23 protein-coding genes are annotated in these 20,630 nt (G+C 70.9%); 11 read left to right on the top strand and 12 right to left on the bottom strand.

The window, feature by feature from the left end; translation table 11 throughout:
* The first annotated feature begins 112 nt into the window (after positions 1-112).
* Complete coding sequence (locus ACFV9W_RS00115) at positions 113-571, top strand: SRPBCC family protein (RefSeq protein WP_385754846.1); 459 nt, start codon at positions 113-115, stop codon at positions 569-571.
* Here ACFV9W_RS00115 and ACFV9W_RS00110 read toward each other — a convergent pair.
* On the bottom strand, positions 568-1,173 hold the full coding sequence (locus tag ACFV9W_RS00110; RefSeq protein ID WP_385753574.1) for a TetR/AcrR family transcriptional regulator: 606 nt from the start codon (positions 1,171-1,173) through the stop codon (positions 568-570). The genes ACFV9W_RS00115 and ACFV9W_RS00110 overlap by 4 nt on opposite strands.
* Positions 1,174-1,269: 96 nt before the next feature.
* Here ACFV9W_RS00110 and ACFV9W_RS00105 point away from each other — a divergent pair, with 96 nt between their 5' ends.
* Positions 1,270-2,163, top strand: a complete 894-nt coding sequence (locus ACFV9W_RS00105) for an NADP-dependent oxidoreductase (protein WP_385754843.1) — start codon at positions 1,270-1,272, stop codon at positions 2,161-2,163.
* 21 nt (positions 2,164-2,184) lie between these two features.
* Here ACFV9W_RS00105 and ACFV9W_RS00100 read toward each other — a convergent pair whose 3' ends face one another.
* Positions 2,185-2,862: an AIM24 family protein gene (locus ACFV9W_RS00100; RefSeq protein ID WP_385753571.1), complete on the bottom strand. Its 678-nt coding sequence runs from the start codon at positions 2,860-2,862 to the stop codon at positions 2,185-2,187.
* A gap of 125 nt (positions 2,863-2,987) precedes the next feature.
* On the bottom strand, positions 2,988-3,209 hold the full coding sequence (locus ACFV9W_RS00095; protein ID WP_385753569.1) for a hypothetical protein: 222 nt from the start codon (positions 3,207-3,209) through the stop codon (positions 2,988-2,990).
* Positions 3,210-3,863: 654 nt separating this feature from the next.
* On the opposite strand from ACFV9W_RS00095, the gene ACFV9W_RS00090 reads away from it, so the two are divergent.
* Positions 3,864-4,985 carry a PP2C family protein-serine/threonine phosphatase gene (locus tag ACFV9W_RS00090; RefSeq protein ID WP_385753567.1) on the top strand — a complete coding sequence of 374 codons (1,122 nt, stop codon included), beginning with the start codon at positions 3,864-3,866 and terminating at the stop codon, positions 4,983-4,985.
* Positions 4,986-5,066: 81 nt separating this feature from the next.
* Here ACFV9W_RS00090 and ACFV9W_RS00085 read toward each other — a convergent pair whose 3' ends face one another.
* The 4 genes from ACFV9W_RS00085 to ACFV9W_RS00070 all read right to left on the bottom strand — a co-directional run bounded on the left by ACFV9W_RS00085 (position 5,067) and on the right by ACFV9W_RS00070 (position 7,772).
* Positions 5,067-6,299: a methyltransferase gene (locus ACFV9W_RS00085; protein WP_385753564.1), complete on the bottom strand. Its 1,233-nt coding sequence runs from the start codon at positions 6,297-6,299 to the stop codon at positions 5,067-5,069.
* Between the two features lie 125 nt (positions 6,300-6,424).
* Complete coding sequence (locus tag ACFV9W_RS00080; RefSeq protein ID WP_385753562.1) at positions 6,425-6,802, bottom strand: VOC family protein; 378 nt, start codon at positions 6,800-6,802, stop codon at positions 6,425-6,427.
* Positions 6,803-6,866: 64 nt separating this feature from the next.
* Positions 6,867-7,295 carry a signal peptidase I gene (locus ACFV9W_RS00075; RefSeq protein WP_385753560.1) on the bottom strand — a complete coding sequence of 143 codons (429 nt, stop codon included), beginning with the start codon at positions 7,293-7,295 and terminating at the stop codon, positions 6,867-6,869.
* A gap of 36 nt (positions 7,296-7,331) precedes the next feature.
* Positions 7,332-7,772 carry a MarR family winged helix-turn-helix transcriptional regulator gene (locus ACFV9W_RS00070; RefSeq protein ID WP_385753558.1) on the bottom strand — a complete coding sequence of 147 codons (441 nt, stop codon included), beginning with the start codon at positions 7,770-7,772 and terminating at the stop codon, positions 7,332-7,334.
* A gap of 112 nt (positions 7,773-7,884) precedes the next feature.
* On the opposite strand from ACFV9W_RS00070, the gene ACFV9W_RS00065 reads away from it, so the two are divergent.
* The 3 genes from ACFV9W_RS00065 to ACFV9W_RS00055 all read left to right on the top strand — a co-directional run bounded on the left by ACFV9W_RS00065 (position 7,885) and on the right by ACFV9W_RS00055 (position 9,903).
* On the top strand, positions 7,885-8,748 hold the full coding sequence (locus ACFV9W_RS00065) for an NAD(P)H-binding protein (protein ID WP_385753555.1): 864 nt from the start codon (positions 7,885-7,887) through the stop codon (positions 8,746-8,748).
* 61 nt (positions 8,749-8,809) lie between these two features.
* The gene (locus ACFV9W_RS00060) at positions 8,810-9,349 is read left to right on the top strand and encodes a winged helix-turn-helix domain-containing protein (RefSeq protein ID WP_385753553.1); all 540 of its coding nucleotides are present in this window, start codon (positions 8,810-8,812) and stop codon (positions 9,347-9,349) included.
* On the top strand, positions 9,346-9,903 hold the full coding sequence (locus ACFV9W_RS00055) for a transposase (protein WP_385754839.1): 558 nt from the start codon (positions 9,346-9,348) through the stop codon (positions 9,901-9,903). The genes ACFV9W_RS00060 and ACFV9W_RS00055 overlap by 4 nt, the downstream gene beginning before the upstream one ends.
* 93 nt (positions 9,904-9,996) lie before the next feature.
* Here the strand turns inward: ACFV9W_RS00055 and ACFV9W_RS00050 are convergent, their stop codons facing one another.
* Positions 9,997-10,305 (bottom strand): hypothetical protein, encoded by a 309-nt coding sequence (locus ACFV9W_RS00050; protein ID WP_385753551.1) that lies wholly within the window; start codon positions 10,303-10,305, stop codon positions 9,997-9,999.
* A gap of 172 nt (positions 10,306-10,477) precedes the next feature.
* Positions 10,478-11,074: a TetR/AcrR family transcriptional regulator gene (locus tag ACFV9W_RS00045; RefSeq protein ID WP_385753548.1), complete on the bottom strand. Its 597-nt coding sequence runs from the start codon at positions 11,072-11,074 to the stop codon at positions 10,478-10,480.
* Between the two features lie 147 nt (positions 11,075-11,221).
* On the opposite strand from ACFV9W_RS00045, the gene ACFV9W_RS00040 reads away from it, so the two are divergent.
* Positions 11,222-12,112 carry an alpha/beta fold hydrolase gene (locus tag ACFV9W_RS00040; RefSeq protein WP_385753546.1) on the top strand — a complete coding sequence of 297 codons (891 nt, stop codon included), beginning with the start codon at positions 11,222-11,224 and terminating at the stop codon, positions 12,110-12,112.
* Between the two features lie 84 nt (positions 12,113-12,196).
* On the opposite strand, the gene ACFV9W_RS00035 is transcribed toward ACFV9W_RS00040, so the two are convergent.
* Together ACFV9W_RS00035 and ACFV9W_RS00030 are read right to left on the bottom strand one after the other, a co-directional pair.
* Positions 12,197-12,538, bottom strand: a complete 342-nt coding sequence (locus tag ACFV9W_RS00035) for a tetratricopeptide repeat protein (protein WP_385753544.1) — start codon at positions 12,536-12,538, stop codon at positions 12,197-12,199.
* Between the two features lie 23 nt (positions 12,539-12,561).
* Complete coding sequence (locus ACFV9W_RS00030; protein WP_385753542.1) at positions 12,562-13,770, bottom strand: helix-turn-helix domain-containing protein; 1,209 nt, start codon at positions 13,768-13,770, stop codon at positions 12,562-12,564.
* A gap of 511 nt (positions 13,771-14,281) precedes the next feature.
* On the opposite strand from ACFV9W_RS00030, the gene ACFV9W_RS00025 reads away from it, so the two are divergent.
* The 4 genes from ACFV9W_RS00025 (at position 14,282) to ACFV9W_RS00010 (ending at position 20,248) form a co-directional block, all read left to right on the top strand.
* The gene (locus ACFV9W_RS00025; protein ID WP_385753540.1) at positions 14,282-15,253 is read left to right on the top strand and encodes an esterase/lipase family protein; all 972 of its coding nucleotides are present in this window, start codon (positions 14,282-14,284) and stop codon (positions 15,251-15,253) included.
* 223 nt (positions 15,254-15,476) lie between these two features.
* Positions 15,477-18,710, top strand: a complete 3,234-nt coding sequence (locus tag ACFV9W_RS00020) for an amidohydrolase family protein (RefSeq protein ID WP_385753538.1) — start codon at positions 15,477-15,479, stop codon at positions 18,708-18,710.
* 129 nt (positions 18,711-18,839) lie between these two features.
* A complete protein-coding gene (locus tag ACFV9W_RS00015) occupies positions 18,840-19,727 on the top strand; it encodes an SDR family oxidoreductase (protein WP_385753536.1) in 888 nt (295 codons plus the stop codon).
* Positions 19,728-19,756: 29 nt separating this feature from the next.
* Positions 19,757-20,248: a DUF5709 domain-containing protein gene (locus ACFV9W_RS00010; RefSeq protein WP_385753534.1), complete on the top strand. Its 492-nt coding sequence runs from the start codon at positions 19,757-19,759 to the stop codon at positions 20,246-20,248.
* Positions 20,249-20,356: 108 nt separating this feature from the next.
* Here ACFV9W_RS00010 and ACFV9W_RS00005 read toward each other — a convergent pair.
* A partial coding sequence (locus ACFV9W_RS00005) for a transposase (RefSeq protein ID WP_385753532.1) occupies positions 20,357-20,630 on the bottom strand: 274 nt, incomplete at its 5' end.

The following is a 20,630-nucleotide window of genomic DNA, read 5'->3' as shown; positions in this document are numbered from 1 at the left end:
GCGCCCGCGGTACGTCTTCCCAGGCGCGGCGACGGCCCCGCTGCTAGCTTTGTCCTGAAATGCGCCTGGGCGTATCCGCTGGGAAACCGGGAACAGGAGCGTGACCGACCCCATGGCCAGGACCCGCCGACTGATCCTGAGCTCGCCCGCCGAGGTCTGGGCGCTGCTCTCGGACGGCTATCGCTACGGGGAGTGGGTGACGGGCACCAAGAGGGTGCTCGACGTCGACCCGGCCTGGCCGGACGTGGGCACCGCGCTGAAGGTGCGGGTCGGCCTCGGCCCGCTGACCCTCGACGACACCAGCACGGTCAGGATCTGCGAACCGGAACACCGCCTCGAACTCGAGGCGAAGGCCGACCCGTTCGGGGCCGCCCGCATCGCGATGAACCTGATCCCCTGGGCCGAACACACCCTCTTCGTCCTCGACTGGCACCCGCTCAGGGGCCCGGGCACGCGGATGCACGGGCTCCCCGTCGACTACCTGGTCGCGGTCCGCAACGGCATGATGCTGACAAAGCTGGCGCGAATCGCGGTGGAGGAACACGCGAACGCACCGCGCGCCGCCTTCTAGGGGCGACTGCCACCGGCCTTGGCCGTCGGCCTGCCGGCCTCCCAGGCGGCTTCGACCATCCGGAAGATCTCGTCGAGTGCGGTTTCCGGCTCGGCCGCCTCGCGGGCCAGTGCGAACGCGTCGATCACGAACCTCGCGATCGTCCGGCAGGCCGTGGCGGTGTGCCGCAGCCCGGGGTCGGCGGCGAGGGACTCGGCCAGCGACTCCGCGTGGCGCAGCCGCATCGACTCCTCGTACTTCCGCAGAGCCGGCGTCGACTCGATCATCTTCCAGATCGGCGCGGCGCCGTCCGCCGTGCAGTGCCGGACCAGGGCCTCGATCTCGCGGCGCAGCGCGGGGATCAGCGGCTCGTGCGGCGCCCGGTCGGCGACCGCCCGTGTGAGCCGCTGCTCGAAGTCCTGGTCCTGCTCGAACACGAGGGCCTCTTTCGAGGCGAAGTGGGAGAAGACCGTGGTGACGGCCACGTCGGCCTCGGCGGCCACGTCGCGGATCCCCACCGCCTCGTACCCACGCTCTAGGAAGAGCCGCAGAGCGGTTTCGGCGATCTTCTGGCGGGTCGCGGCCTTCTTGCGCTCGCGACGTCCCGGTGGCGGCTCGTTCATGCGCGAACGCTAGCAGATCCAAAAGCACAACAACTGTGAAAACATAACCGTCGTGAAACACTAACGGTTAGTGCTACGGTCGGCCGCATGGAGACCATGAAGAAAGTGAATTTCGCCGAGTTCGGCGGCCCGGACGTACTGCACCTGATCGATGCGGAGAAGCCCCGTACGGGCCCCGGCCGGATCCGCATCGCCGTGCGCGCGGCCGGTGTGAACCCCGTCGACTGGCGCATCCGCGAAGGGCAGGTCCTCGGAGCCCACCCGACCGAGCTGCCCTCAGGGCTCGGGCTGGACGCCGCGGGGGTCGTGGACGAGGTCGGCGAGGGCGTCGAAGGGGTCGAGGTCGGGGACCGCGTCTTCGGCGAAGGAGTCGACACCTACGCCGAGTTCGCCGTGCTGACCGCCTGGGTCCGCATGCCCGAGGGGGTGACGTTCGAAGAGGCCGCGGGGTATCCGTCCGTGGTGGAGACCGCGCTGCGCATCCTGCGCGAGGTCGGTGTCGGGCCGGGGCAGACGCTGCTCGTCAGCGGCGCGTCCGGGGGAGTGGGCTCCGCGGTGCTGCAGATCGCCCGTGACCGGGGCATCGAGGTGATCGGTACGGCCGGGGCGGCGAACCAGGACTACGTGCGGGGACTCGGCGCCCACGCCACGACGTACGGAGAGGGCTGGGTCGAGCGGGTACGGGCGTTCGGCCGGGTCGACGCGGCGCTCGACCTGGCCGGCTCGGGCGTGATCCGCGAACTCGTCGAACTGGCCGGCGAACCGCAGAAGGTGCTCTCCATCGCGGACCTCGGTGCGCCCGAGTTCGGGGTCCGGTTCTCCGGCGCGGCCGGGAGCGTGCCGGAAGCCCTTGCCGAGGCCGTGGCCCTCATCGAGCGGGGGAAGCTGCGCATCCCGGTCGAGAAGTCGTACACGCTGGCCGAGGCCCCGGCGGCACACGTCGACAGCCGCGCCGGTCACACGCGCGGGCGCCGGGTCCTGACCGTGTGACCGACTCTCCTCGCTGCTTCTTCAGTGCTGCTGCGGCTTCTGCGGGGTTGCCTCGCTGGGCCGTACCACCACGAACCCCTCGCCCTCCAGCATGAGTTGCACCGCTTCCCCGGACCCGCCGCGGATCATCGAGCCCAGCGACTGCGAACGGTGCAGCGAGGTACGGAGGTTGGCGCTCCAGCCGACGACCGCGTCCGTGTCCACGTACACCGGCTGCTGAGGCGAGACGGTGAACACGAGAGGGTTGCCCTCGCAGACCAGCCCGAGCCGCCCCTGACCGGTGAACACGCTGTTGAACAGCCCGCCGCCGCTCATCCCGGCGCCCTTCACCGTCTTGATCTCGTACGACAGTGAGGCGTCGAAGCACAACACGTTGCGGCCGTTGACGGTGAACACGTCGCCGGGGTCGAGATCCACGACGAACACGTTCTGCGCCTCCTGCGCGAACCAGGCCTCACCCTGGCCACGCACCTTCATCACGGGAAGCCCCTCCCCGGTGACGGCCCGCTTCAGCATGCCGCCGACGCCCTGCCCCTTCCGCTCGAACTGCAGATCCCCCCGGTAGGCGACCATCGCCCCCTGCCGAGCCATCATCTCGCCGTTGATCACATACCGGATCGACTTGGCGTTCTGCACGGTCATGCCCGGCGCGGTGGCGGGCTGCACCAGGTACTCGCTCGCGAAAAGATCACCCTTCATGCGGGCATCGTGGCCCGGAGGGAATCGTTCCCACAAGGGCGGGGACCGCGGCACCGCCCGACCGCCGTGGGCGGGGAGAAACGACCGAGCCCCCTACCTGGTCGGCAGGGGGCTCGGTGCGGCGGTCAGAGGGAGCCGTTGATGCTGATCTGGTGCGGCTGGGCGAGGGCGTTCTGCGCCTGGGCGGCGGCGCCGAGGGCGGTGCCCTGCGCCAGGGCCATCAGGTCGGCGGTGCCGAAGGTCTTGCCGTCGACGGTGACGCTGCCCTCAGGGCTCAGGCCGCCGGAGACGCTGTCCAGGTCGGCGTCGGAGATCTCAAGGGCCTGGATCTGGTGAGCGGAGTTCATGGGGAAGTCCTTCATACGGGGGGTTGATAGGGGAGTGGCGCGGGCGATCACACCACACAGCGCGCCGGGCAGCCAGCCAAGGCCCGGTCCCACCCGGGCAGTTGATGAAACCGAGCCGACCTTCATGTGGACGCGCGCACGAAATCGGGGCGGTTCCTCCACTTCGCCTGCCGCACAGTGCGGACCACGGGTATTGCCATCGGCGTAGCAGGGGCGACAATTCCCCACCTGAGGTATCTGGCACTCCAGGAGTTGCGCCTACTCTGTGCAAGTTCTGCGGCGCCACCACGGCAGCCTCCCGACCACGGGAAAATCCGCCGACATCGGGCGTTGCTCAGGGGACCGGGGGGTCACGGTGAGTGAGGAACGCGGGGGAGATTTCTCCGACGCGGACATCGACCGGGAGTTCGCCGCCATCGTCCGGCGGGGGGTGCGGGAGACGGTGTCCGACGCGGGGTCCGAGGGGCCGGGGGCCGACGCGAGGCCCGAGGACCCGGTGGACCGTGTTCGGCACGCGGCGGGTCGCCAAGGCGAGGTACGACCGGCGCGCCCGGTAGTCGCTGCGTCGTCGGACTCGGGCCGCACGCCGGAGGGCGGGCGAACGCCTGGGGCTGCCGCTGCGCGTGTGGCAGGGGCGGTGTAGACAATGGAGGCATGTCGCAAGGTCACGACGTACTCGGCCCGCCTGTGCGAGCGCGGCGGGCGCTGGTCGCCGTCCCCGTCGCGTGGATCGTCGTCGTGTCCGTCGTCGATGTGCTCGCGCCGCCACATGTCCACCTGGGTCCCCTGCTCGTCGCGGCCCCGGCGATCACACCATTGTTCGGCGGGCCCCGGACGGTGGGGCTGGTCGCCGCCCTGGCGGTGATCGCGCAGACGACCATAGGCGTGCTGCGCGACCCGGACGATCTGCTCTCGGCCAACCACGAGGCACAGATCGTCGCGCTCCTGGTGGTCGGAATCAGCCTTGTCGTCTTCTGCGTACTGCGCGAGCGGCGCGCCGAAGAGCTGTCACAGGTGCGGTACGTGTCCGAAACGGCCCAGCGGGTCGTCCTGCCGCCGCTGCCGAAGCGGCTCGGTCCCCTGCATGCCGCCTCCTTCTACCTCGCCGCGGAGGCCGAGGCCCGGATCGGCGGGGACCTGTACGCGGCGGTGCGCACCACCTCCGGGACCCGGCTGATCGTCGGCGACGTGCGCGGCAAGGGCATGACCGCGGTCGGCGACGCCGCGCTGCTGCTCGGAGCGTTCCGCGGCGCGGCCCACCGCCAGGCCGACCTGGGCGAACTGGTGGCCTACCTCGAGCGGAGCGTGTGCTGGGGCCTGATGGAACCGGGGGAGGCGGGCCGTTACGCGGAAACGTTCATCACCGCCACCGTCCTCGACATCCCGGACGGGGACGGCCCCGTCCACATGGTGTCCTGCGGGCACCCGCCGCCGCTGCTCCTCCGCGACGGCCGGCCGACGACGGTGGACGCGAAGCACCCCGCCCCTCCACTGGGCCTGAGCGAGCTCACGGATCCGAGCCACCACGTCGAGAGCTTCGACTTCGAGCCGGGGGATCTCCTGCTGCTGTACACGGACGGTGTCACCGAGGCCCGCGACGCCGCGGGCGCCTTCTACCCGCTCACGGAACGCATCACCGGCTGGACCGGGTACGACACCGACGCCTTCCTCGACCGCTTCCGGCGGGACCTGCTGCGCCATGTCGGCGGTGAGTTGGACGACGACGCGGTCATGATCGCGATAGAGCGGCCTGCGGCGCTGCCGGGGCGGGCGTGAACGTCCGCACCCATGAACATGTCCCGGCACGCACCACACGTCTCCCACGCCTCACACGTCTGAAACCCCTACTGAAACCCCTCAGGCGCGCCCACCGCGCGGCTCCCGCTTGACCGCCTTCAGGATCACGAACTTCGCGTTGCTGGCGACCAGTTGGCTGTTGCCGAACAGGCGGCGCAGCTTCACGTGGTAGCCGAGGTGGCGGTTGCCGACCACCCACAGTTCGCCGCCGGGGCGGAGCGCCGCGCGGGCCTGGCTGAACATGCGGTGCGCCGTCGCGTCCGTCGTGGCCTGGTGGCTGTGGAACGGGGGATTGTTGAGGACCAGGTCGACGGAGCCGGGAGGCGTGTCGGCGAGGCCGTCGGCGACGCGGAACTCGGCCTTGCCGGGGCGGTCGCCGACGTTCTCTTCGTACGTGGCCCGCGCCGACGCCACCGCCTGGTGCGACTCGTCCGTGAACAGGACGTCCGCGTCGGGGTGGGCGAGTGCGGCGCTCGTGCCGACGACGCCGTTGCCGCAGCCCAGGTCCACGATCGTGCGGGCGTCCGTACCCCGCGGGAGGTGCTGGAGCAGGAAACGGGTGCCGATGTCGAGGTGCTCGGCGCAGAACACGCCCGCGTGATTGACGACCGGCCGGCCGGACAACGGTCCGATGTCGGAGGGCAGCCGATAGGTGTACGGCCAAGGATTCGAGGCGGGGGCGGAGGCGGAGGCGTGGGCGGGATCGGAAGCGGTCGTCGGGCTCGTCCCACTGAAGATCAGACGAGCCTTCTTCTCCGCCAGCGACGTACGCGTCGGGCCGATGATCCGCTCGAACAGGTTCAGCGTCGAGGTGTGGATCTCCTTCACCATGCCGGTGCCGACCACCACCGTGTTCTCGTGCACGGCCGGACGCAGCCGGTGCAGCTGGTCCTCGAGGAGCGCGAGGCTCTTCGGCACGCGGACGAGCAGCACGTCGATGCGCGCGGGCGGGGCGTCCTGCGTGGTGAGGAGACGCGCGCCGGTGCGCTCGTTCCGCGTCAGGTTCGCGTACGTCGCCTGCTGTCCGAGATACGAGTCCGAGATCAGGGTCGGGGTGCAGCCCGGGACCCCGCTGAGCGCAGCGGCCAGCGTCCCCCAGCGGTCACCCACGACCGTCACGTCACCGGTCAGGTCGGTGCCCGCGTCGGCGAGGTGCCGCAGCAGGTACGTGTCCGCGGCGTCCCACGCGCGCAACTGGTCGCGGGGATTCTCCGGGAAACGGGTGAGGCCGAGGTCTCCCCAGGGCGTGGTCAGGAGAGGGGCGGCCGTCGCGGGCTGATCTGTGCGGTTCATCGTGCAGCAAGGCTAGCGGAGGTGCTGATCAGGGGGATGCGGCCGGGCACCGTCGGAGGGGCCGGGCGCGTGCACCGTCCCGTGATACGTGCGATGTGGCCGAGTCCCTGGTGGCGGCGCCGCCGCTACTCCGTCGAGTCGGCCTTGGCCGGGGGCGCGAAGACGCAGAACTCGTTGCCCTCCGGGTCGGCGACGACGATCCAGCGAAAGTCGTGTTCGCGCTGTTCCCGAGAGACCCGTCGGGCGCCGAGTGCTTGGAGGCGGTCGGCCTCCGTGCTCAGGTCAGCGGTGCCGAAATCAAGGTCGAGGTGCATGCGGTTCTTGGCACGCTTCGGTTCCGGGACCTGCTGCAGGAGCAGGGTGGGCGCGGGGGCGGGAGCGACCAGGCTCAGGTACGGCGGTCCTTCGAAGCCGCGCCGGTAGTTCAGCGGGGCGAGCGCGGCGAGCCAGAATGCCGCCTGCGCCTCGGTGTCGACACAGTCCAGCGTCACGACGATCTGCATGAGGGAACGGTAGGGGGCTCGGGCCGCCGTGACGATCGGATTTCGGCGGCGCAGCCCCGGCCGACTACAGGTCCGCAGCGTCGGCTGAGGGTCCCGGTGAAACGCTGTGGTCCGCGGCGGAATCGTGCTCGGCCGGCACCTTGTAGCCGGGCACCGAGGGCCAGCGGACCGTCAGGACCACGGACTCCTCCTCCGCGAACCAGGAGTGGTCGACGCCATGGCCCCACACGACGTAGTCGCCCTGCTCGGCCAGGAGGACGCTGCGGCCGGGAAGTTCCACCCGGAAGCGGCCGCTGATGAGGACCAGCAGGGCGGTGCGTTCCTCGCCGGTCACCCATTGGGCCCGCTCGTCGCCCGGAGGGTGGACGCCCCACTTGATCTCTACGTCCTCGCTGTGCCGAGGGTCGGAGGCGTCCTTGAAGTGTCCCAGCAGCCAGCCGCGGTCCAGCGCCGCGTCCTTGCCGGCATTGCCCACGTATACGTTGTCGATCACGGCCCGGAAGGTAGCAGGTAGCGGCGGTGGGGGCGGTCATGCCCCGTCGTGCTCGTCCAGGACCCGGCCGAGCAGGCTGGTCAACGTGCGGCGTTCCTCGGCGGACAGGCTTCGGAGCAGGTCGTCCTGCACCTGGTCCACGACGCCGTCCATCCTCCGCAGCTCCCGTACGCCGCCCCTGGTCATGCTGATCCGGTTGCGCCGCCCGTGGTCCGGGTCGGGCTCCCGGACGGCGAAGCCCTGTCCGACCAGGTCGTCCACGACGGCCACGACGTCGCTGCGGTCCATCCGGGCGCGTCGGCCCAGCTCGGCCTGGCTGACCGCCCCGAACTCGTCCAGCACGGCCAGGACGCGGTAGTGATGCCCCCGCGCACCCGTGTCCGCGAAGGCGTCGAACACCAGTCGGCGGGTGTGCACGGCCAGCTGCGTGATCAGCCAACTCGGCTTTCCGGCCATGCGTTCGGGCATCTGCTCCATGACCCCAACCGTAACAGTGTTGGTGCCACCAACACTCTGGCATAGTGTTGGTGGGGCCAACATTCGGTATGCGGTGCAACATCACGCGACACCACACGAGGAGACACGCGGCATGATCCTGGTCACTGGCGCCACCGGAAACGTCGGGCGCAACCTCGTGCGCGAACTCGCCGACGCGGGCGAGGAAGTGCGGGCCCTCACGCGCGAGCCCGCCACCGCCGGACTGTCGGACGGCGTCGATGTCGTCGAAGGGGATCTGACCCGCCCCGCCACCCTGCCGGCCGCCCTCCAAGGCGTGGACCGGGTCTTTCTGTTCCCCGTTCACGGGCCCGGAGCCCTTGACGGTTTCCTCGCCGCCGCCGAGCAGGCGGGTGTGCGGCACATCGTCCTGCTCTCCTCGGACTCGGTGACCTTTTCCGAGCCCGGCTGGATCGGCGAGCAGCATTTGGCCTGTGAACGGGCCGTCGCCGGCTCCGCGATGTCCTGGGCCTTCGTCCGCCCCAGCCTTTTCATGGCCAACGACCTCGGCTGGGCCCGGCAGATCCGGCGAGGTGCCGCCGTGCGCGGTGTGTACGGCGACGGCGGCATGGCCCCGGTCGACGAGCGCGACATCGCCGCGGTCGCGGCACACGCCCTCACCCCGAGCGCCGGAAAGACGTACGAACTCACCGGGCCCCAGACACTGAGTCAGGTCGACCGGGTCCGCATCATCGGTGAGACGCTCGGCGTCGACACCCGCTTCGAGGAAGTGCCTCGCGGCGACGTGCGCCGGGAGCTGCTGCACCGCCTGCCGGCCCCGGCCGCCGACTTCCTTCTGGACCAGCTTGCGGCGTCGCGGACGAAGCCGGTTCAGGCCCTGCCGACCGTCGAGAAGGTCACCGGGCGCCCCGCGCGCACGTACGCGCAGTGGGTCGCTCATCATGCCGCGGCCTTCGGTGCCGAGCAGGGCCTGCCCCGGGGCGCGGCCAGTTACTGACGTTCCGGGCGTGATGTCGTGGAGGGTTGGCAGGTGACGGCCGTCGCGGTATGTCCGAACCATGAGGTATCCGCAAGGCGGTGGGCTGACAGCCGAGCGGCGGGCGTTTCGGGAGCGCATCCGTATGGAGGCCGCCGAGATGTTTGCCGCCGGGCAGGACAACACGGTGGTGGCCAAGCAGTTGCGGGTCAGCGTGCGCTCGGTGCAGCGATGGCGCACTGCCTGGCAGGACGGCGACCGACAGGCTCTGACCTCCAAGGGGTCGGCTGCCCGGCCGAAGCTGAGCGAGGCCCTGTTCGCGGTCCTGGAGCAGGAGTTGGCCAGAGGGCCGGTCGCGCACGGCTGGCGGGACCAGACCTGGACGCTGGCCAGGATCAAGACACTGATCGGGCGCCGGTTCCACAAGTCGCTCTCGCTGTCGGCCATCGCGGAGATGCTGCACCGACACGGGTTCAGCCACCAGGTCCCGGCCCGGCGGGCGATGGAGCGGGACGAGAACGCGGTGACCGGCTGGGTGGAGGACACGTGGCCCCAGGTGGAAGCATCGCGGCGGCGCTCAACGGCTGGATCGTCTTCGAGGACGAGGCCGGCTTCTCGATGACGCCGCCCACCTCCCGCACCTGGTCCAAGCGCGGGCACACCCCGGTCATTCGGGTCAGGGGACGATCCCGGGGCCGGGTATCAGTGGCAGCACTGTGCTGCTACCGCCCCGGCGAACGTTCCCGCCTGATCTACCGGTACATCCTCCACGAACCCTGCCGCGGCATGACGAAGTCCGGACGCCGCAGCTTCGCCTGGACCGACTATCGCGATCTGATCAGCGCCGCCCACCAACAGCTCGGCGCCCCACTCGTCCTTGTGTGGGACAACCTCAACACCCATCGCGCAGCGGGTCTTCGCGACTTCGCCGCTGAGCACGACTGGATCACCATCTTCCAACTGCCGTCCTACGCACCCGATCTCAACCCCGTCGAAGGCATCTGGTCCACACTGCGGCGCGGCCGTCAGGCCAACACCGCCTTCACCGACCCCAAGCACCTGCAACGAGCCCTTCGACAGTGCCTGCGTCAGATCCAGTACCGAAGCGACCTCATCGACGGATGTCTCGCCGCAACCGGCCTCACTCCGGCGACAACACGCCCGGAAAGTCAGTAGCTGGAGGCCTGGTGGTGGTCCGACCGGCACCTCTGGCGGAGCGGCTGTCCGGGCGTGGGTACGTTGGGGGCGTGCCCCGCGGATGGCCTGCTCTCAGCCGCCGATGGGGCCCGGGTTGTTGTCGTCCGCGTCCTGGCACTGCTTGATGCGTGCCTGGATCGCCCGCGCCTTCGCGCGCTCCTTCGCGGCCGACTTGTGGTAGCCGAGCGCGTCCAACTTGGCGGCCTTGGACTTCAAGTTGTCGACCTGCTTGCGCATCTTGGGGATGTTGCAGGTGATCGGGCCACGGACCGACACACCGGTCTGGTCGGCGATGGGGGCGGCCTGCGCGGGGACGGCCGAGAACAGGACGCCGCCCGCGATGGCTGCGGACGCGGCGAGTGTGGCGAAACGTCGAAGCAAGGGTGTCCCTCTCCAAGTGGCGGGCTGTACGGCCCATTTGGGGTGGTTGATGCGAGTCTGTCACTGTATATGAAGAGATCGGCTTCTCGGGCGTCAGATGCCGATCGCTCGTGTCGATCGCTCGCGCGTGTGTGCCCTGGAGGATGGGCTCACTTCGGTTTCGGTTCAGTGCTCACAGTGAATTCCGCGTGCCCGCCGCCTGTGACAGGGCGTCAAGTGTCACGTCCACGATGGCCCGGAGGCCGGCCGGGCTCGTACCGGCCCTGCTCATGACGGCGAGTGACTGGTTCACGGCCGCCACGTGCACGGCGAAGGAATCGGTGTGCTGGTCGGACAGTCGGCCCGCCTTCAGTGCGGTGTGCAGGCGCCGGCGCTGGAGGCCGAGCGACTTCGTGGCGTGTGTGGCGATGTTCGGGCTCAGTACGGGGATCGCCATCGTCGACTGGGCGACGAGGCAGCCGTCGGGCACGCCGGGATCGGCGATGCGCTCCAGCGTGACGTCGAAGAAGGCGCGAACCGCCGCGACGGGGTCCGAGGCCGCGCACGACAGGGCGGCGTCGTACTTCTCGCCGTAGCGCGCGGCGTAGCGGTCCAGGCAGCGCAGGAACAGCGTGTCCTTGTCGCCGAGGGAGGAGTAGATGGAGCTGCGGTTCAGGCCGGTCGCCCGGGACAGGTCGTCCAGTGAGGTGTCGGCGTAGCCGGAGCGCCAGAACTGGATCATCGCGGCATCGAGCGCCGCGTCCATGTCGAACTGCTTCTTGCCTGCCACGCGGTACTTCCTCACGTCCTCGTCGGTGTTCGGGCTGTGCTGTGCTGTGCGTCATCTTATCTTGAACTGATCAGTTCAAGATGTGTTAGCTTTCCGGCGTGGGCTGCCCCCCCCCGCAACACACCACTCGCACCGACGGAGGTCCCCGTGACCGGCCTGCCCCTGAAGCATCTGGACGGATTCACCCACCGCTGGGTCGACGCGGACGGCATCCGTCTTCACGCCGTCGAGGGCGGGCGGCCGGACGGTCCGGCCGTTGTCCTGCTCGCCGGATTTCCGCAGACCTGGTGGGCGTGGCGGAAGGTGATGCCCAGCCTCGCCGACCGGTTTCATGTCATCGCGATCGACCTGCCGGGGCAGGGGCACTCCGAACGTCCGGAGCGCGGCTACGACACGCACGCGGTCGCCGCGCACGTCCACGCCGCCGTGCAGGCCCTCGGGGTGTCGACGTACTCCCTGGTCGCCCATGACGTCGGTGCCTGGGTCGCCTTCTCCCTCGCCCTCACCTTCGAGAACGACCTGCGTGGGGTCGCCCTGCTCGACGCCGGAATTCCCGGCATCACGCTCCCGGAGGCGATCCCCACCGACCCGGACCGTGCGTGGAAGACCTGGCACTTCGCGTTCCATGTCGTGCCCGACCTGCCCGAGACGCTGCTCGCGGGGCGGGAGCGCGAGTACGTCGGCTGGTTCCTGAAGGCGAAGGCGCTGTCGCCCGACACGTTCGACGATGCCGAGATCGACCACTACGCGGCGGCTGTCGCCGCCGACGGCGGTCTGCGTGCCTCCCTCGCGTACTACCGGGACGCCGCTGAGTCGGCGCGCAAGAACCGCGAGGCGCTGGAGCGGCGACGTCTGACCGTGCCCGTCCTCGGCGTCTCCAGCAGCCACGGCTCCGTTCCGGACATGGCCGCCTCCATCGGTCCGTGGGCCGCGAACACCACCGGGATCGTCGTGCCCGACGCCGGACACTTCATCCCTGACGAGCAGCCCGAGGCCGTCGCCGCCGCGATCACGGAATTCGTCGGTGGCCAGGGCTGACGCCCGACCTTCGAGGCGCAACGCACAAGCGGGTCCCGCCCAGAAGGCGGGACCCGCTCGTCCGTTGTTCGGTGCCCGGTCCGGCTACTCGAAGTCGCCCGCGAGCGCCGACGCCATCCGCAGATGCGGCGCCGCCTCGTCGTGCCGGCCCTGGCGCTCCAGCGTGCGGCCGAGCATCAGGCGGGCGTAGTGCTCCACCGGGTCGTGCTCCACGATGGTGCGCAACTCGGTCTCGGCGCGCCGCAGTTGGGCCGAGTGGTAGTACGAACGGGCCAGGAGGAGGCGGGGGCCGACCTGCTCGGGAACCTCCTCGACGAGGCCGTCGAGGATCCGGGCGGCGTTCGCGTACTCCTTCGCCTCGAAGAACATCTGGGCACGGTCCCAGCGCTCCGCGGCCGTCCCGTGCGTGTAGTACTGCTGCTCCACTGTTGCCTCCTTGCTCGACGCCTTCAACGGGGGCAAGGGGTGGGGTATTCCCGGGTGGTGCCCGGGAGCTCCGCGCGCAGAGCCGCCTCCAGTTCGAAGCGGGCGTCGGGGTCGGTCAGTGCCGGACCGAAGAGGCGTTGCAGGTGGTGCAGGCGCTGGCGGGCCGTCTGGGGGTGGATGGCCAGGCGCGCGGCCAGCTCGGGTGCGCTGCCGTGCGGGCTCTGCAGGTGGGCGAGGAGGGTGTGGGCCAGGCGGCTGCGCTGTTTCGGGGTGAGTTCCGCGAGGGGTGCGAGGCGGCGCGTGGCCATCAGGCGGACGAGTGCGGGGTCGGCGAGCAGCAGCAGGTCCGTGAGGTGTCGCCCTGCTTCCAGTGGCCCTGCCTCCAGCTGCCCCGATTCCGGCCGTCCTGCTTCCGTGCCGGCGCCGGTGCCGGCGCCCCCGTTCTCGCGCAGGGTTCGCGCCCACCGCAGCGAATCGGCGGCCTGCGCGAGGGGTACGACCGGGCCGATGACGCCCGACCGCTCGTGCAGGAGCCGACGCAGGCGGGGGTCGGCAAGGCGTGTGTCGGGGTCGGGGACGAGGAGGCAGGGGGCGGGTCCGTCGAGATCGGCGAGTACGGCTTCGGGCAGTGGCTTCCGGGCCGGGGGAGCGCCTTCCCCGCCACGCTCCGGCGCTCGCGCCGTGGGGGAGGCCTCGGGGCCAGCCGTCCCAGATCCCGTTACCGCGCCTCCAGCCCGCCCGCCCCCGCCGCCTGCCGCACCCCCAGGATCCTCCGCCCCCCGAGGCCCCAACGCCACCGCGGCCACCAGCTCCGGCAACTCCCACTCCGCGTCCTGCGCCGCCCGTTCCAGTGCCACGGACCCGAGAGGGGCGGGAGCGATCAGGAGGGCGAGGAGGCGGTGGCGGCGTCGGCCGAGGGTGCCCGCGGCGTCGGCCTGGGCGCGCGCGTACGCGGTGACGGACGCCGCCGCGATCTCCTCGATGTGCGTGAACGCGGCCTCCGCGAGCCGGGCCAGCGCGTCCGTGCTCAGGGACAGGCGCCGAGCCACCCGCACGTAGCGCCGCCAGGCGACCCGGCCGCCGAGCCGGTACGCGGCCTGCAGCGCATCCAGGCTGCGCCCCTCCGCCAACTCGCCGCGGCCGAGCGCCCGGTAGATCGGAAGGCGCCGCGCGTCGAGTTCCCCGCCGCCATTCCCGACCCGGTCGGCGAATTCCGCGAGAGTGGATTCCACCCCGCTTTGGATCGACATTCCGAACTGCCCGGACAACGGCCGGGAGAATTCAGGGATCTGTCGCCGGATTTCATGGATGATCTCGGCCGCGAGGGCCGGGTTCTCTCTGCGCAGCTCGTCCGGCAGCCGCTGCGGAAACGCCGCCCACGCGCCTTTGGAACTTGGCGTGCCGATCGTGCCGGAACCGTTCATCCCTTCGCTCCCAGGTCCGTCCGTTCGCCGAGTATGGGCCGAGGTTACTCGCCGGTCAAGATGTTGACACGAAGTCAACTACCAGTGCTAGTCGGTCGTTCACCAGCGCTATTGCGGACCGCCGGGGCCATGCGGGCGGTGAAGCGCTCACCTTCGTGACACTTTCGCCCTGCCCGCGCGAGGAATCCTGGCACCGTTCTGCGCGCCCGGCGCGGCGCCGAGCCCACACCATTGCCGGGCGCCTCGGACTTCTCCTAGCTTCACGCCGTCCGACGCCGCTCAGTACGCGGCATTCCAGAACAAGGGACGGTACTGGAAAATGAGACGCAGGATTATCGGCGCGGCAGCCGCGGGTGCCCTCGGAGTGGCGGGACTTGTCTCGCTCGGCTCCCCGCACGCGACCGCGACCGAGGAGCAGAGGCCGGTCGAGTACAACTTCACCAAGGGATTCCTCGCCGGATTCTTCAAGGCCGGTGAGGCGCCGCCCGGCGCGAACGACTGGGGCTGCAAGCCGAGCGCCGAGCACCCGAGGCCCGTCGTCCTCGTCCACGGCACGCTCGAGAACATGAACGACAACTGGCGTGGCGCGGCGCCGCTCCTCGCCAGCAACGGCTACTGCGTCTTCGCCTTCAACTACGGCGCCGACAAGGAGACCTCGCCGATCCAGGGCACCGCCCACATGAAGGACAGCGCGGCGCAGCTCGGTGTCTTCGTGGACAAGGTGCGGGGTGCGACGGGCACGGCCGAGGTCGACCTCGTGGGCCACTCGCAGGGCGGCGGACCGCTGCCGCGGACCTATCTCAAGGACGACCCGAGCGCCGCGGGCAAGGTCGGCAAGCTCGTCGGCATCACCCCCTCCAACCATGGCACCACCCTGTCCGGAATCACCGAACTCGGCCGCCAATTGCACCTGTTGAAGCCGGTGAACGGGTTCCTGGACAAGACCGCCCCCGCTCTCGTCGAGCAGGAGATCGGCTCGGACTTCAACAAGGCCCTCGACTCCGGCGGTGACACCGTGCCGGGCGTCGACTACACCGTCATCGCCACCAAGTACGACGAGGTGGTCACGCCCTACACCAACGCCTTCCTCAAGGCGGGCCCCGGCGCGAGCGTGCGCAACATCCGGCTCCAGGACACGTGCGCCAAGGACTACACGGACCACCTCGAGGCCCCGTACGACCCTGTCACCCTCACTCATGTGCTCAACGCGCTCGACCCCGAACATCCCCGCCCGGTGAAGTGTCAGACGGTGCTCCCGCTCACCGGGCCCACCGGGCCGGTCGAGCAGTAACCACCCAGCAGCTCCACCCGTAAGCGGCCCGCCGTCCTCACCCCGGCGGGCCGCTTACGGGTGTCCGTCGGCCGGTTCGCGCCGTCGGCCATGTTGACTCACTGCGGGTGCCACGTATGTTGCTGTGCGTCCCCTGTTCGACTCGCGCACAGTTCGGTCCCGCAAGACCCACTGGCCCCCTCGGCCCCGTGGGTCCACCCGCCCTCCGTGCAATGGGAGTCTCATGGACACCACCCCCGACACCGCCCTCAGCGCCACCCCCAACACCAGCCTCAGCGCCGCTTCCGTCACCCGCCGCCGCTTCCTCCAGACCACCACCGCCACGGCAGGCGCCCTCGCGGCAGGCGCCGGAACTTTCCTCGAACCAGCGACAGCGGCCGCCGCCGGAAACGCCCCCGCCTCCCTCTCCTTCACCGCCGCCACCAACGGCGCCGCCACCCTCGCCCCCTCCGGTGACCGCCTCGTCGCCGAGATCCAGAACATCCTCTGGTCGATCCCGCGCAAGGGCGGCACCGCGAGACCGCTCACCACCCCCGAACTCGAGCCCACCCGCCCCCAGTTCGCCCCGGACGGCAAGCGGATCGTCGTCTGCGCCTACCAAGGGGGCGGCTTCCATCTGTGGCTCCTCGACGCCGACGGGGCCGGGGCGCCGAAGCAGCTCACCGAAGGCCCGTGGGACGACCGCGGCCCCGCCTGGTCCCCGGACGGCCACCGCATCGCCTTCGCCTCCGAGCGCGGCGGCGACCCCGAGCACGCCGCCCCGTACCGCATCTGGACCCTCGACGTACGCGACGGAACCCTCACCCGCCTCACCGGCGCTCCCGGCCAGGACGGTCCGGGGCAGGGTGGCGCCTGGGAGGACTTCGACCCCACCTGGTCCGCCGACGGCACCCGCGTGCTCTTCGTACGGGGAGTGGTCACCGACGCCGGAACCCTCCAGGCGTCCACCGTCGCCTCGGTCGCCGCCGACGGCACCGGAGCCGTCGCCGCCGAACACACCGACGACTCCGGCGCCCAGGTCATGACGCCCGCCGTCGCCCCGGGCGCGAAGGGCCCGCTCGCCTACCTGCGGACCACCGCCGCGCCCTCCGCCACCTGCACCCTCGTCGTCGACGGGAAGCCGGTGGACGTGCCCGGCGATGTCGCCCCCGTGCCGCCCCGCTGGACAGGCCCCGACACCCTGCTGCTCACCGTCGACGGCCGGTTCCGGCTCGTACGCCCCACAGCCCCGAGCGAGGGCGAACGCATCGCGTTCACCGCGAAACTCCCGGTCGACCGGCCCCGCTACCGCGTCAAGCGCTACGACTTCGGGGGCGGGGGAGTCCGGCCCGTCCGCTCCCCGCACCTGCCCGCCCTGTCGCCCGACGGCGAGCAGGTCGCCTTCGCCGCCCTCAACTCCCTGTGGATCGGCGGAACTTCGGGCGGCCGCGCCCCGCGCAAGGTCGTGCAGGCCCCGCAGACCCGCTACGTACTCGCCCCGACCTGGACCCCCGACGGCAAAGCGCTCGTCTACGCCGACGACCGGACGGGCCTGTTCTCCGTACGCCGCCACGACCTGGACAGCGGCAAGGAGACCGTGCTCGCCGAGGGAGGCCGGGTGTTCCCCGCGCTCTCGCCCGACGGGGAGCGCCTGGCGTGCATCGACATGTCCGGCAACCTCGTCCTGCGCGAGCTGACGGCGGGCACCGAACGTGTCCTCGCCGCCCCGATGGGCAGCGGCGGACTGCCCGGCAGACCCTGCTGGTCGCCCGACGGCAGATACGTGGCCCTGTGCGACCGAGGCCGCCTCAACCAGCGCTTCCGCGAGGGCTACAACCTCATCCGCGTCGTCGACACCAAGACCGGCAAGGCGGTCGTGCACGCCGTCGCCCCGCACGTCTCGATCGCCGACCGCTACGACTCCGGACCCGCCTGGTCGCCCGACGGACACACCATGGCCGTGGTCGTCGAGTCCGCGCTGTGGCTGCTGCCCGTCCGCCCCGACGGCACCCCGGACGGCGACCCCCGCCAGGTCACCGACGAGGCCGCCGACCACCCGAGCTGGTCCGCCGACAGCCGCAGCCTTCTCTACCTGAGCGCGGGCCGGCTCCGCCTCCTCGACGTCGCGAAGGGCACCGCCCGTACGGTCAAGATCCCGCTGGACCACCGCCGCCCCCGCCCCGCCGACACCGTCGTGCACGCCGGCCGCTTCTGGGACGGCACGGGCTCCGAGGTCCGCGACGACGTCGACCTCACCGTCGAGGGCGGCCGCATCACCGCTGTCACCCCGCACCGCACGGGCGGCCGGGCATCCGCCAAGCGCATCGACGCCTCCGACAAGACCGTGCTCCCGGGCCTCTTCGACGCCCACACCCACCCGTGGCAGTCGACCTACGGCGGCCGCCAGACCGCGCTCCAACTCGCGTACGGCATCACCACCGCGGTCTCCCTCGGCGGCTTCGCCTACGAGCAGGCCCGCATCAGGGAAGCGGTGTACGCGGGCGCGCTCGCCGGGCCGCGGCTCCTCGCCACCGGGGAACTGCTCGACGGGCCGCGCGTCGCCTACAGCATGGGCCGCGCCCACCGCACCCGCGCCGGTCTGCGCCGCTCGCTCGACCGCGCCGCCGCACTCGACTGGGACTTCGTCAAAACCTATGTACGGGCGCCGGGTTGGGTGATGAAGGAGGCCGCCTCCTTCGCGCACGAGCGGCTCGGCGTGCGCAGCGGCAGCCACCTGTGCACACCGGGAATCCAGCTCGGCCAGGACCTGACGACCCATCTGCAAGCCACGCAGCGCCTGGAGTTCGGGCGTGCGACGACCGCGACCGGGCGCTCGGGTGAGGACGTCCAGGAGATCTACTCGAAGACCGGCGACTTCCACCTCATCGCCACCCCGTTCACCGCGCAGCCGCTGATCGGCGCCGACCCGGCCATCGCGGAGGACCCGCGCGTGACGCGGCTGATGCCTCCGTGGGACACCGCCGCCGTGGAGAAACTGGCCAAGACCCCGCCCACCGCCGCCCAGCTCGCCACTCTGGACAGGGAGCTCGCGGTCTACCGGCGCATCCTCGCCGCAGGCGGACACATCGCGCTCGGCACCGACCAGCCGCTCGTGTCTGTCGGCCTCCACCTCCACCTCGCGCTGCGCGCCCTGCACCGCGGCGGACTCTCCCCGGCCCAGGCCCTGCACACCGCGACGCTGATGCCCGCGCGGGTCTTCGGGGCGGACAAGGACCTCGGCACCCTGGAGGAGGGCAAGCTCGCCGACCTCACGATCGTCGACGGCGACCCGTTCACCGACTTCGACGACCTGATCCGTACGACGGCCGTGCTGCGCGGCGGCGTCCCCTTCCAGCAGGCCGACCTCGTCGAGTCCTTCGAACCGGTGACCAGTACGACACTGCGTGCCACCGGTGACGACTGGCTGGAGGTGGGCCGGCACATGCGGCGCGAGGGCTGCTGCGACCCCGGGTTCTGAGCCGAACGGGTGATCCGGCCCAGGTGCCCGCCCACCTTGTATGAGGTCGGGCCACGCGGGCACTCGTGTTCCGCGGCGCACCGCGCGCCACGGAACACGAGAGCTGCCATCGGCGCAGAGGAGGCCGGTATGTCCGACCCGTCACGCCCCCAGGACCCCGTCACCGCGCATCCCCGGCCCGACTTCCCCTCGCAGGATCAGGAGCCGCCGGGCTGGACCGGGCCCATGGACCCGCCGCCCGACCACGGCGAGGACTCCTACAAGGGCGCGGACCGGCTGACCGGCCGCAAGGCCGTGCTCACCGGCGGTGACTCCGGCATCGGCCGCGCGGTGGCACTCGCCTTCGCCCGCGAGGGCGCCGACGTCCTGTTCACGCACATGCCGGAGGAGGCCGACGAGGCCCGCGAGACGGTCCGGCTGGTCGAGGACGCCGGGCGCACCGCGGTCCCCATGTCGTGCGACGTGCAGGACGAGGCACAGTGCGAGCAGGTGGTGGAGCGGGCCGTCGACGCGTTCGACCGCATCGACATCCTCGTGAACAACGCCGCGTACCAGATGTCGCAGCCGGACGGCATCACCGCCATCAGCACCGAGCAGTTCGACCGGGTCGTGCGCACGAACCTCTACGCGATGTTCTGGCTGTGCCGCGCGGCCGTGCCGCACATGCCGCCCGGCGGCTCGATCATCAACACCACATCGGTGCAGGCGTACAAGCCGAGCCCGCATCTGCTCGACTACGCGATGACCAAGGGCGGCATCGTCACTTTCACCCAGGGCCTGGCGCAGATGCTGGTCGAGGACGGGATCCGGGTGAACGCGGTGGCGCCTGGACCGGTGTGGACGCCGCTGATCCCGGCGACGCTGCCGGACACCGCCGAGTTCGGCAAGCAGGCGCCCCTCGGCCGCCCCGCGCAGCCCGCCGAGATGGCACCTGCGTATGTCTATCTGGCCTCCGACCAGGCCAGTTTCATCACGGCGGAGATCCTCAACGCCACCGGCGGCACCCCGCTTCCCTGACCCGACCCCACCGACGACCGGAGGCGACGATGAGTGAGAACGAGATGGCCGACGACGCCTACCAGCCAACCGGCGGCAACGAGGAGCAGGAGGACGCGGCTCCGTTCGACCCCCAGGACGTGCTGGACGAACGCGACTACGACGAGACGCTCGACGAGGGCTACTCCCCGCCCGAGAAGCCGTTGGGTGTCACCAAGCCCGGTGTCACGGCGTCCGAGCAGCACGAGGGCGAGTCGCTCGACGAGCGGCTGCGCCAGGAGGTGCCCGACCCGGACCGCCCCGAGGGCGACGGGGTGGGTGACCTGCCGGGCGGCGAGGGCGAGCCCGTCGACCCGGAGGCCGGCGAGGAACGTGCCGGGCGCCTCACACGTCCGGACGAGGGTGCCCACCCGGACAGGACCAAGGAGGAGGTCGCCGCGGACGAGGGCATCGACGGCGGCGCGGCGGGCGCCGAGGAGGCGGCGATGCACATCGTCCCCGACGACCACCTGCCGCCGCCCCTGAACACCCCGAAGGTCTAGTAGTGCTTCGTTAGGTTCTGGTTCTGGTGAGTGGTTGGCCGCAGGTGGTGCAGGTGCCGGTCCAGCACCGGAGCATGTCCTGCAGGGTGTCGAGGACTTGGTAGAGGCTCAGGCTCTGCTCGGGGCTTTTGGGGCCAGGCGCCGGAGGGTGAGGAAGGCCTGGGCGGCGGTGACGAGGGTGACGTGGTGGTGCCAGCCGCGCCAGGTGCGGCCCTCGAAGTGGTCCAGGCCCAGGCCGTGTTTGAGTTCGCGGTAGTCGTGCTCGATGCGCCAGCGCATCTTCGCGAACCGCACCAGGTCCGCGAGCGGGGTGGTGGCGGGCAGGTTGCTCATCCAGTACCCGGTCGGTGCCGCTTCGTTTTCGCTCTGTTCGACGAGCAGG

Origin of the sequence: Streptomyces sp. NPDC059897, assembly GCF_042730865.1 — a bacterium.
In the GTDB taxonomy this organism is placed as follows: domain Bacteria; phylum Actinomycetota; class Actinomycetes; order Streptomycetales; family Streptomycetaceae; genus Streptomyces.
The sequence above is the reverse complement of the archived record's forward strand: the minus strand, read 5'-3'. Positions and strand labels throughout refer to the sequence as shown.

Coding starts and splice junctions, on each gene's coding strand:
- ACFV9W_RS00100 (WP_385753571.1), bottom strand. CDS start 2,862: ATGAAGGGTGATCTTTTCGCGAGCGAGTACCTGGTGCAGCCCGCCACC.
- ACFV9W_RS00060 (WP_385753553.1), top strand. CDS start 8,810: ATGAGGTATCCGCAAGGCGGTGGGCTGACAGCCGAGCGGCGGGCGTTT.
- ACFV9W_RS00070 (WP_385753558.1), bottom strand. CDS start 7,772: ATGGAGCAGATGCCCGAACGCATGGCCGGAAAGCCGAGTTGGCTGATC.
- ACFV9W_RS00020 (WP_385753538.1), top strand. CDS start 15,477: ATGGACACCACCCCCGACACCGCCCTCAGCGCCACCCCCAACACCAGC.
- ACFV9W_RS00085 (WP_385753564.1), bottom strand. CDS start 6,299: ATGAACCGCACAGATCAGCCCGCGACGGCCGCCCCTCTCCTGACCACG.
- ACFV9W_RS00055 (WP_385754839.1), top strand. CDS start 9,346: ATGACGCCGCCCACCTCCCGCACCTGGTCCAAGCGCGGGCACACCCCG.
- ACFV9W_RS00090 (WP_385753567.1), top strand. CDS start 3,864: ATGTCGCAAGGTCACGACGTACTCGGCCCGCCTGTGCGAGCGCGGCGG.
- ACFV9W_RS00015 (WP_385753536.1), top strand. CDS start 18,840: ATGTCCGACCCGTCACGCCCCCAGGACCCCGTCACCGCGCATCCCCGG.
- ACFV9W_RS00080 (WP_385753562.1), bottom strand. CDS start 6,802: ATGCAGATCGTCGTGACGCTGGACTGTGTCGACACCGAGGCGCAGGCG.
- ACFV9W_RS00110 (WP_385753574.1), bottom strand. CDS start 1,173: ATGAACGAGCCGCCACCGGGACGTCGCGAGCGCAAGAAGGCCGCGACC.
- ACFV9W_RS00010 (WP_385753534.1), top strand. CDS start 19,757: ATGAGTGAGAACGAGATGGCCGACGACGCCTACCAGCCAACCGGCGGC.
- ACFV9W_RS00025 (WP_385753540.1), top strand. CDS start 14,282: ATGAGACGCAGGATTATCGGCGCGGCAGCCGCGGGTGCCCTCGGAGTG.
- ACFV9W_RS00065 (WP_385753555.1), top strand. CDS start 7,885: ATGATCCTGGTCACTGGCGCCACCGGAAACGTCGGGCGCAACCTCGTG.
- ACFV9W_RS00105 (WP_385754843.1), top strand. CDS start 1,270: ATGAAGAAAGTGAATTTCGCCGAGTTCGGCGGCCCGGACGTACTGCAC.
- ACFV9W_RS00095 (WP_385753569.1), bottom strand. CDS start 3,209: ATGAACTCCGCTCACCAGATCCAGGCCCTTGAGATCTCCGACGCCGAC.
- ACFV9W_RS00115 (WP_385754846.1), top strand. CDS start 113: ATGGCCAGGACCCGCCGACTGATCCTGAGCTCGCCCGCCGAGGTCTGG.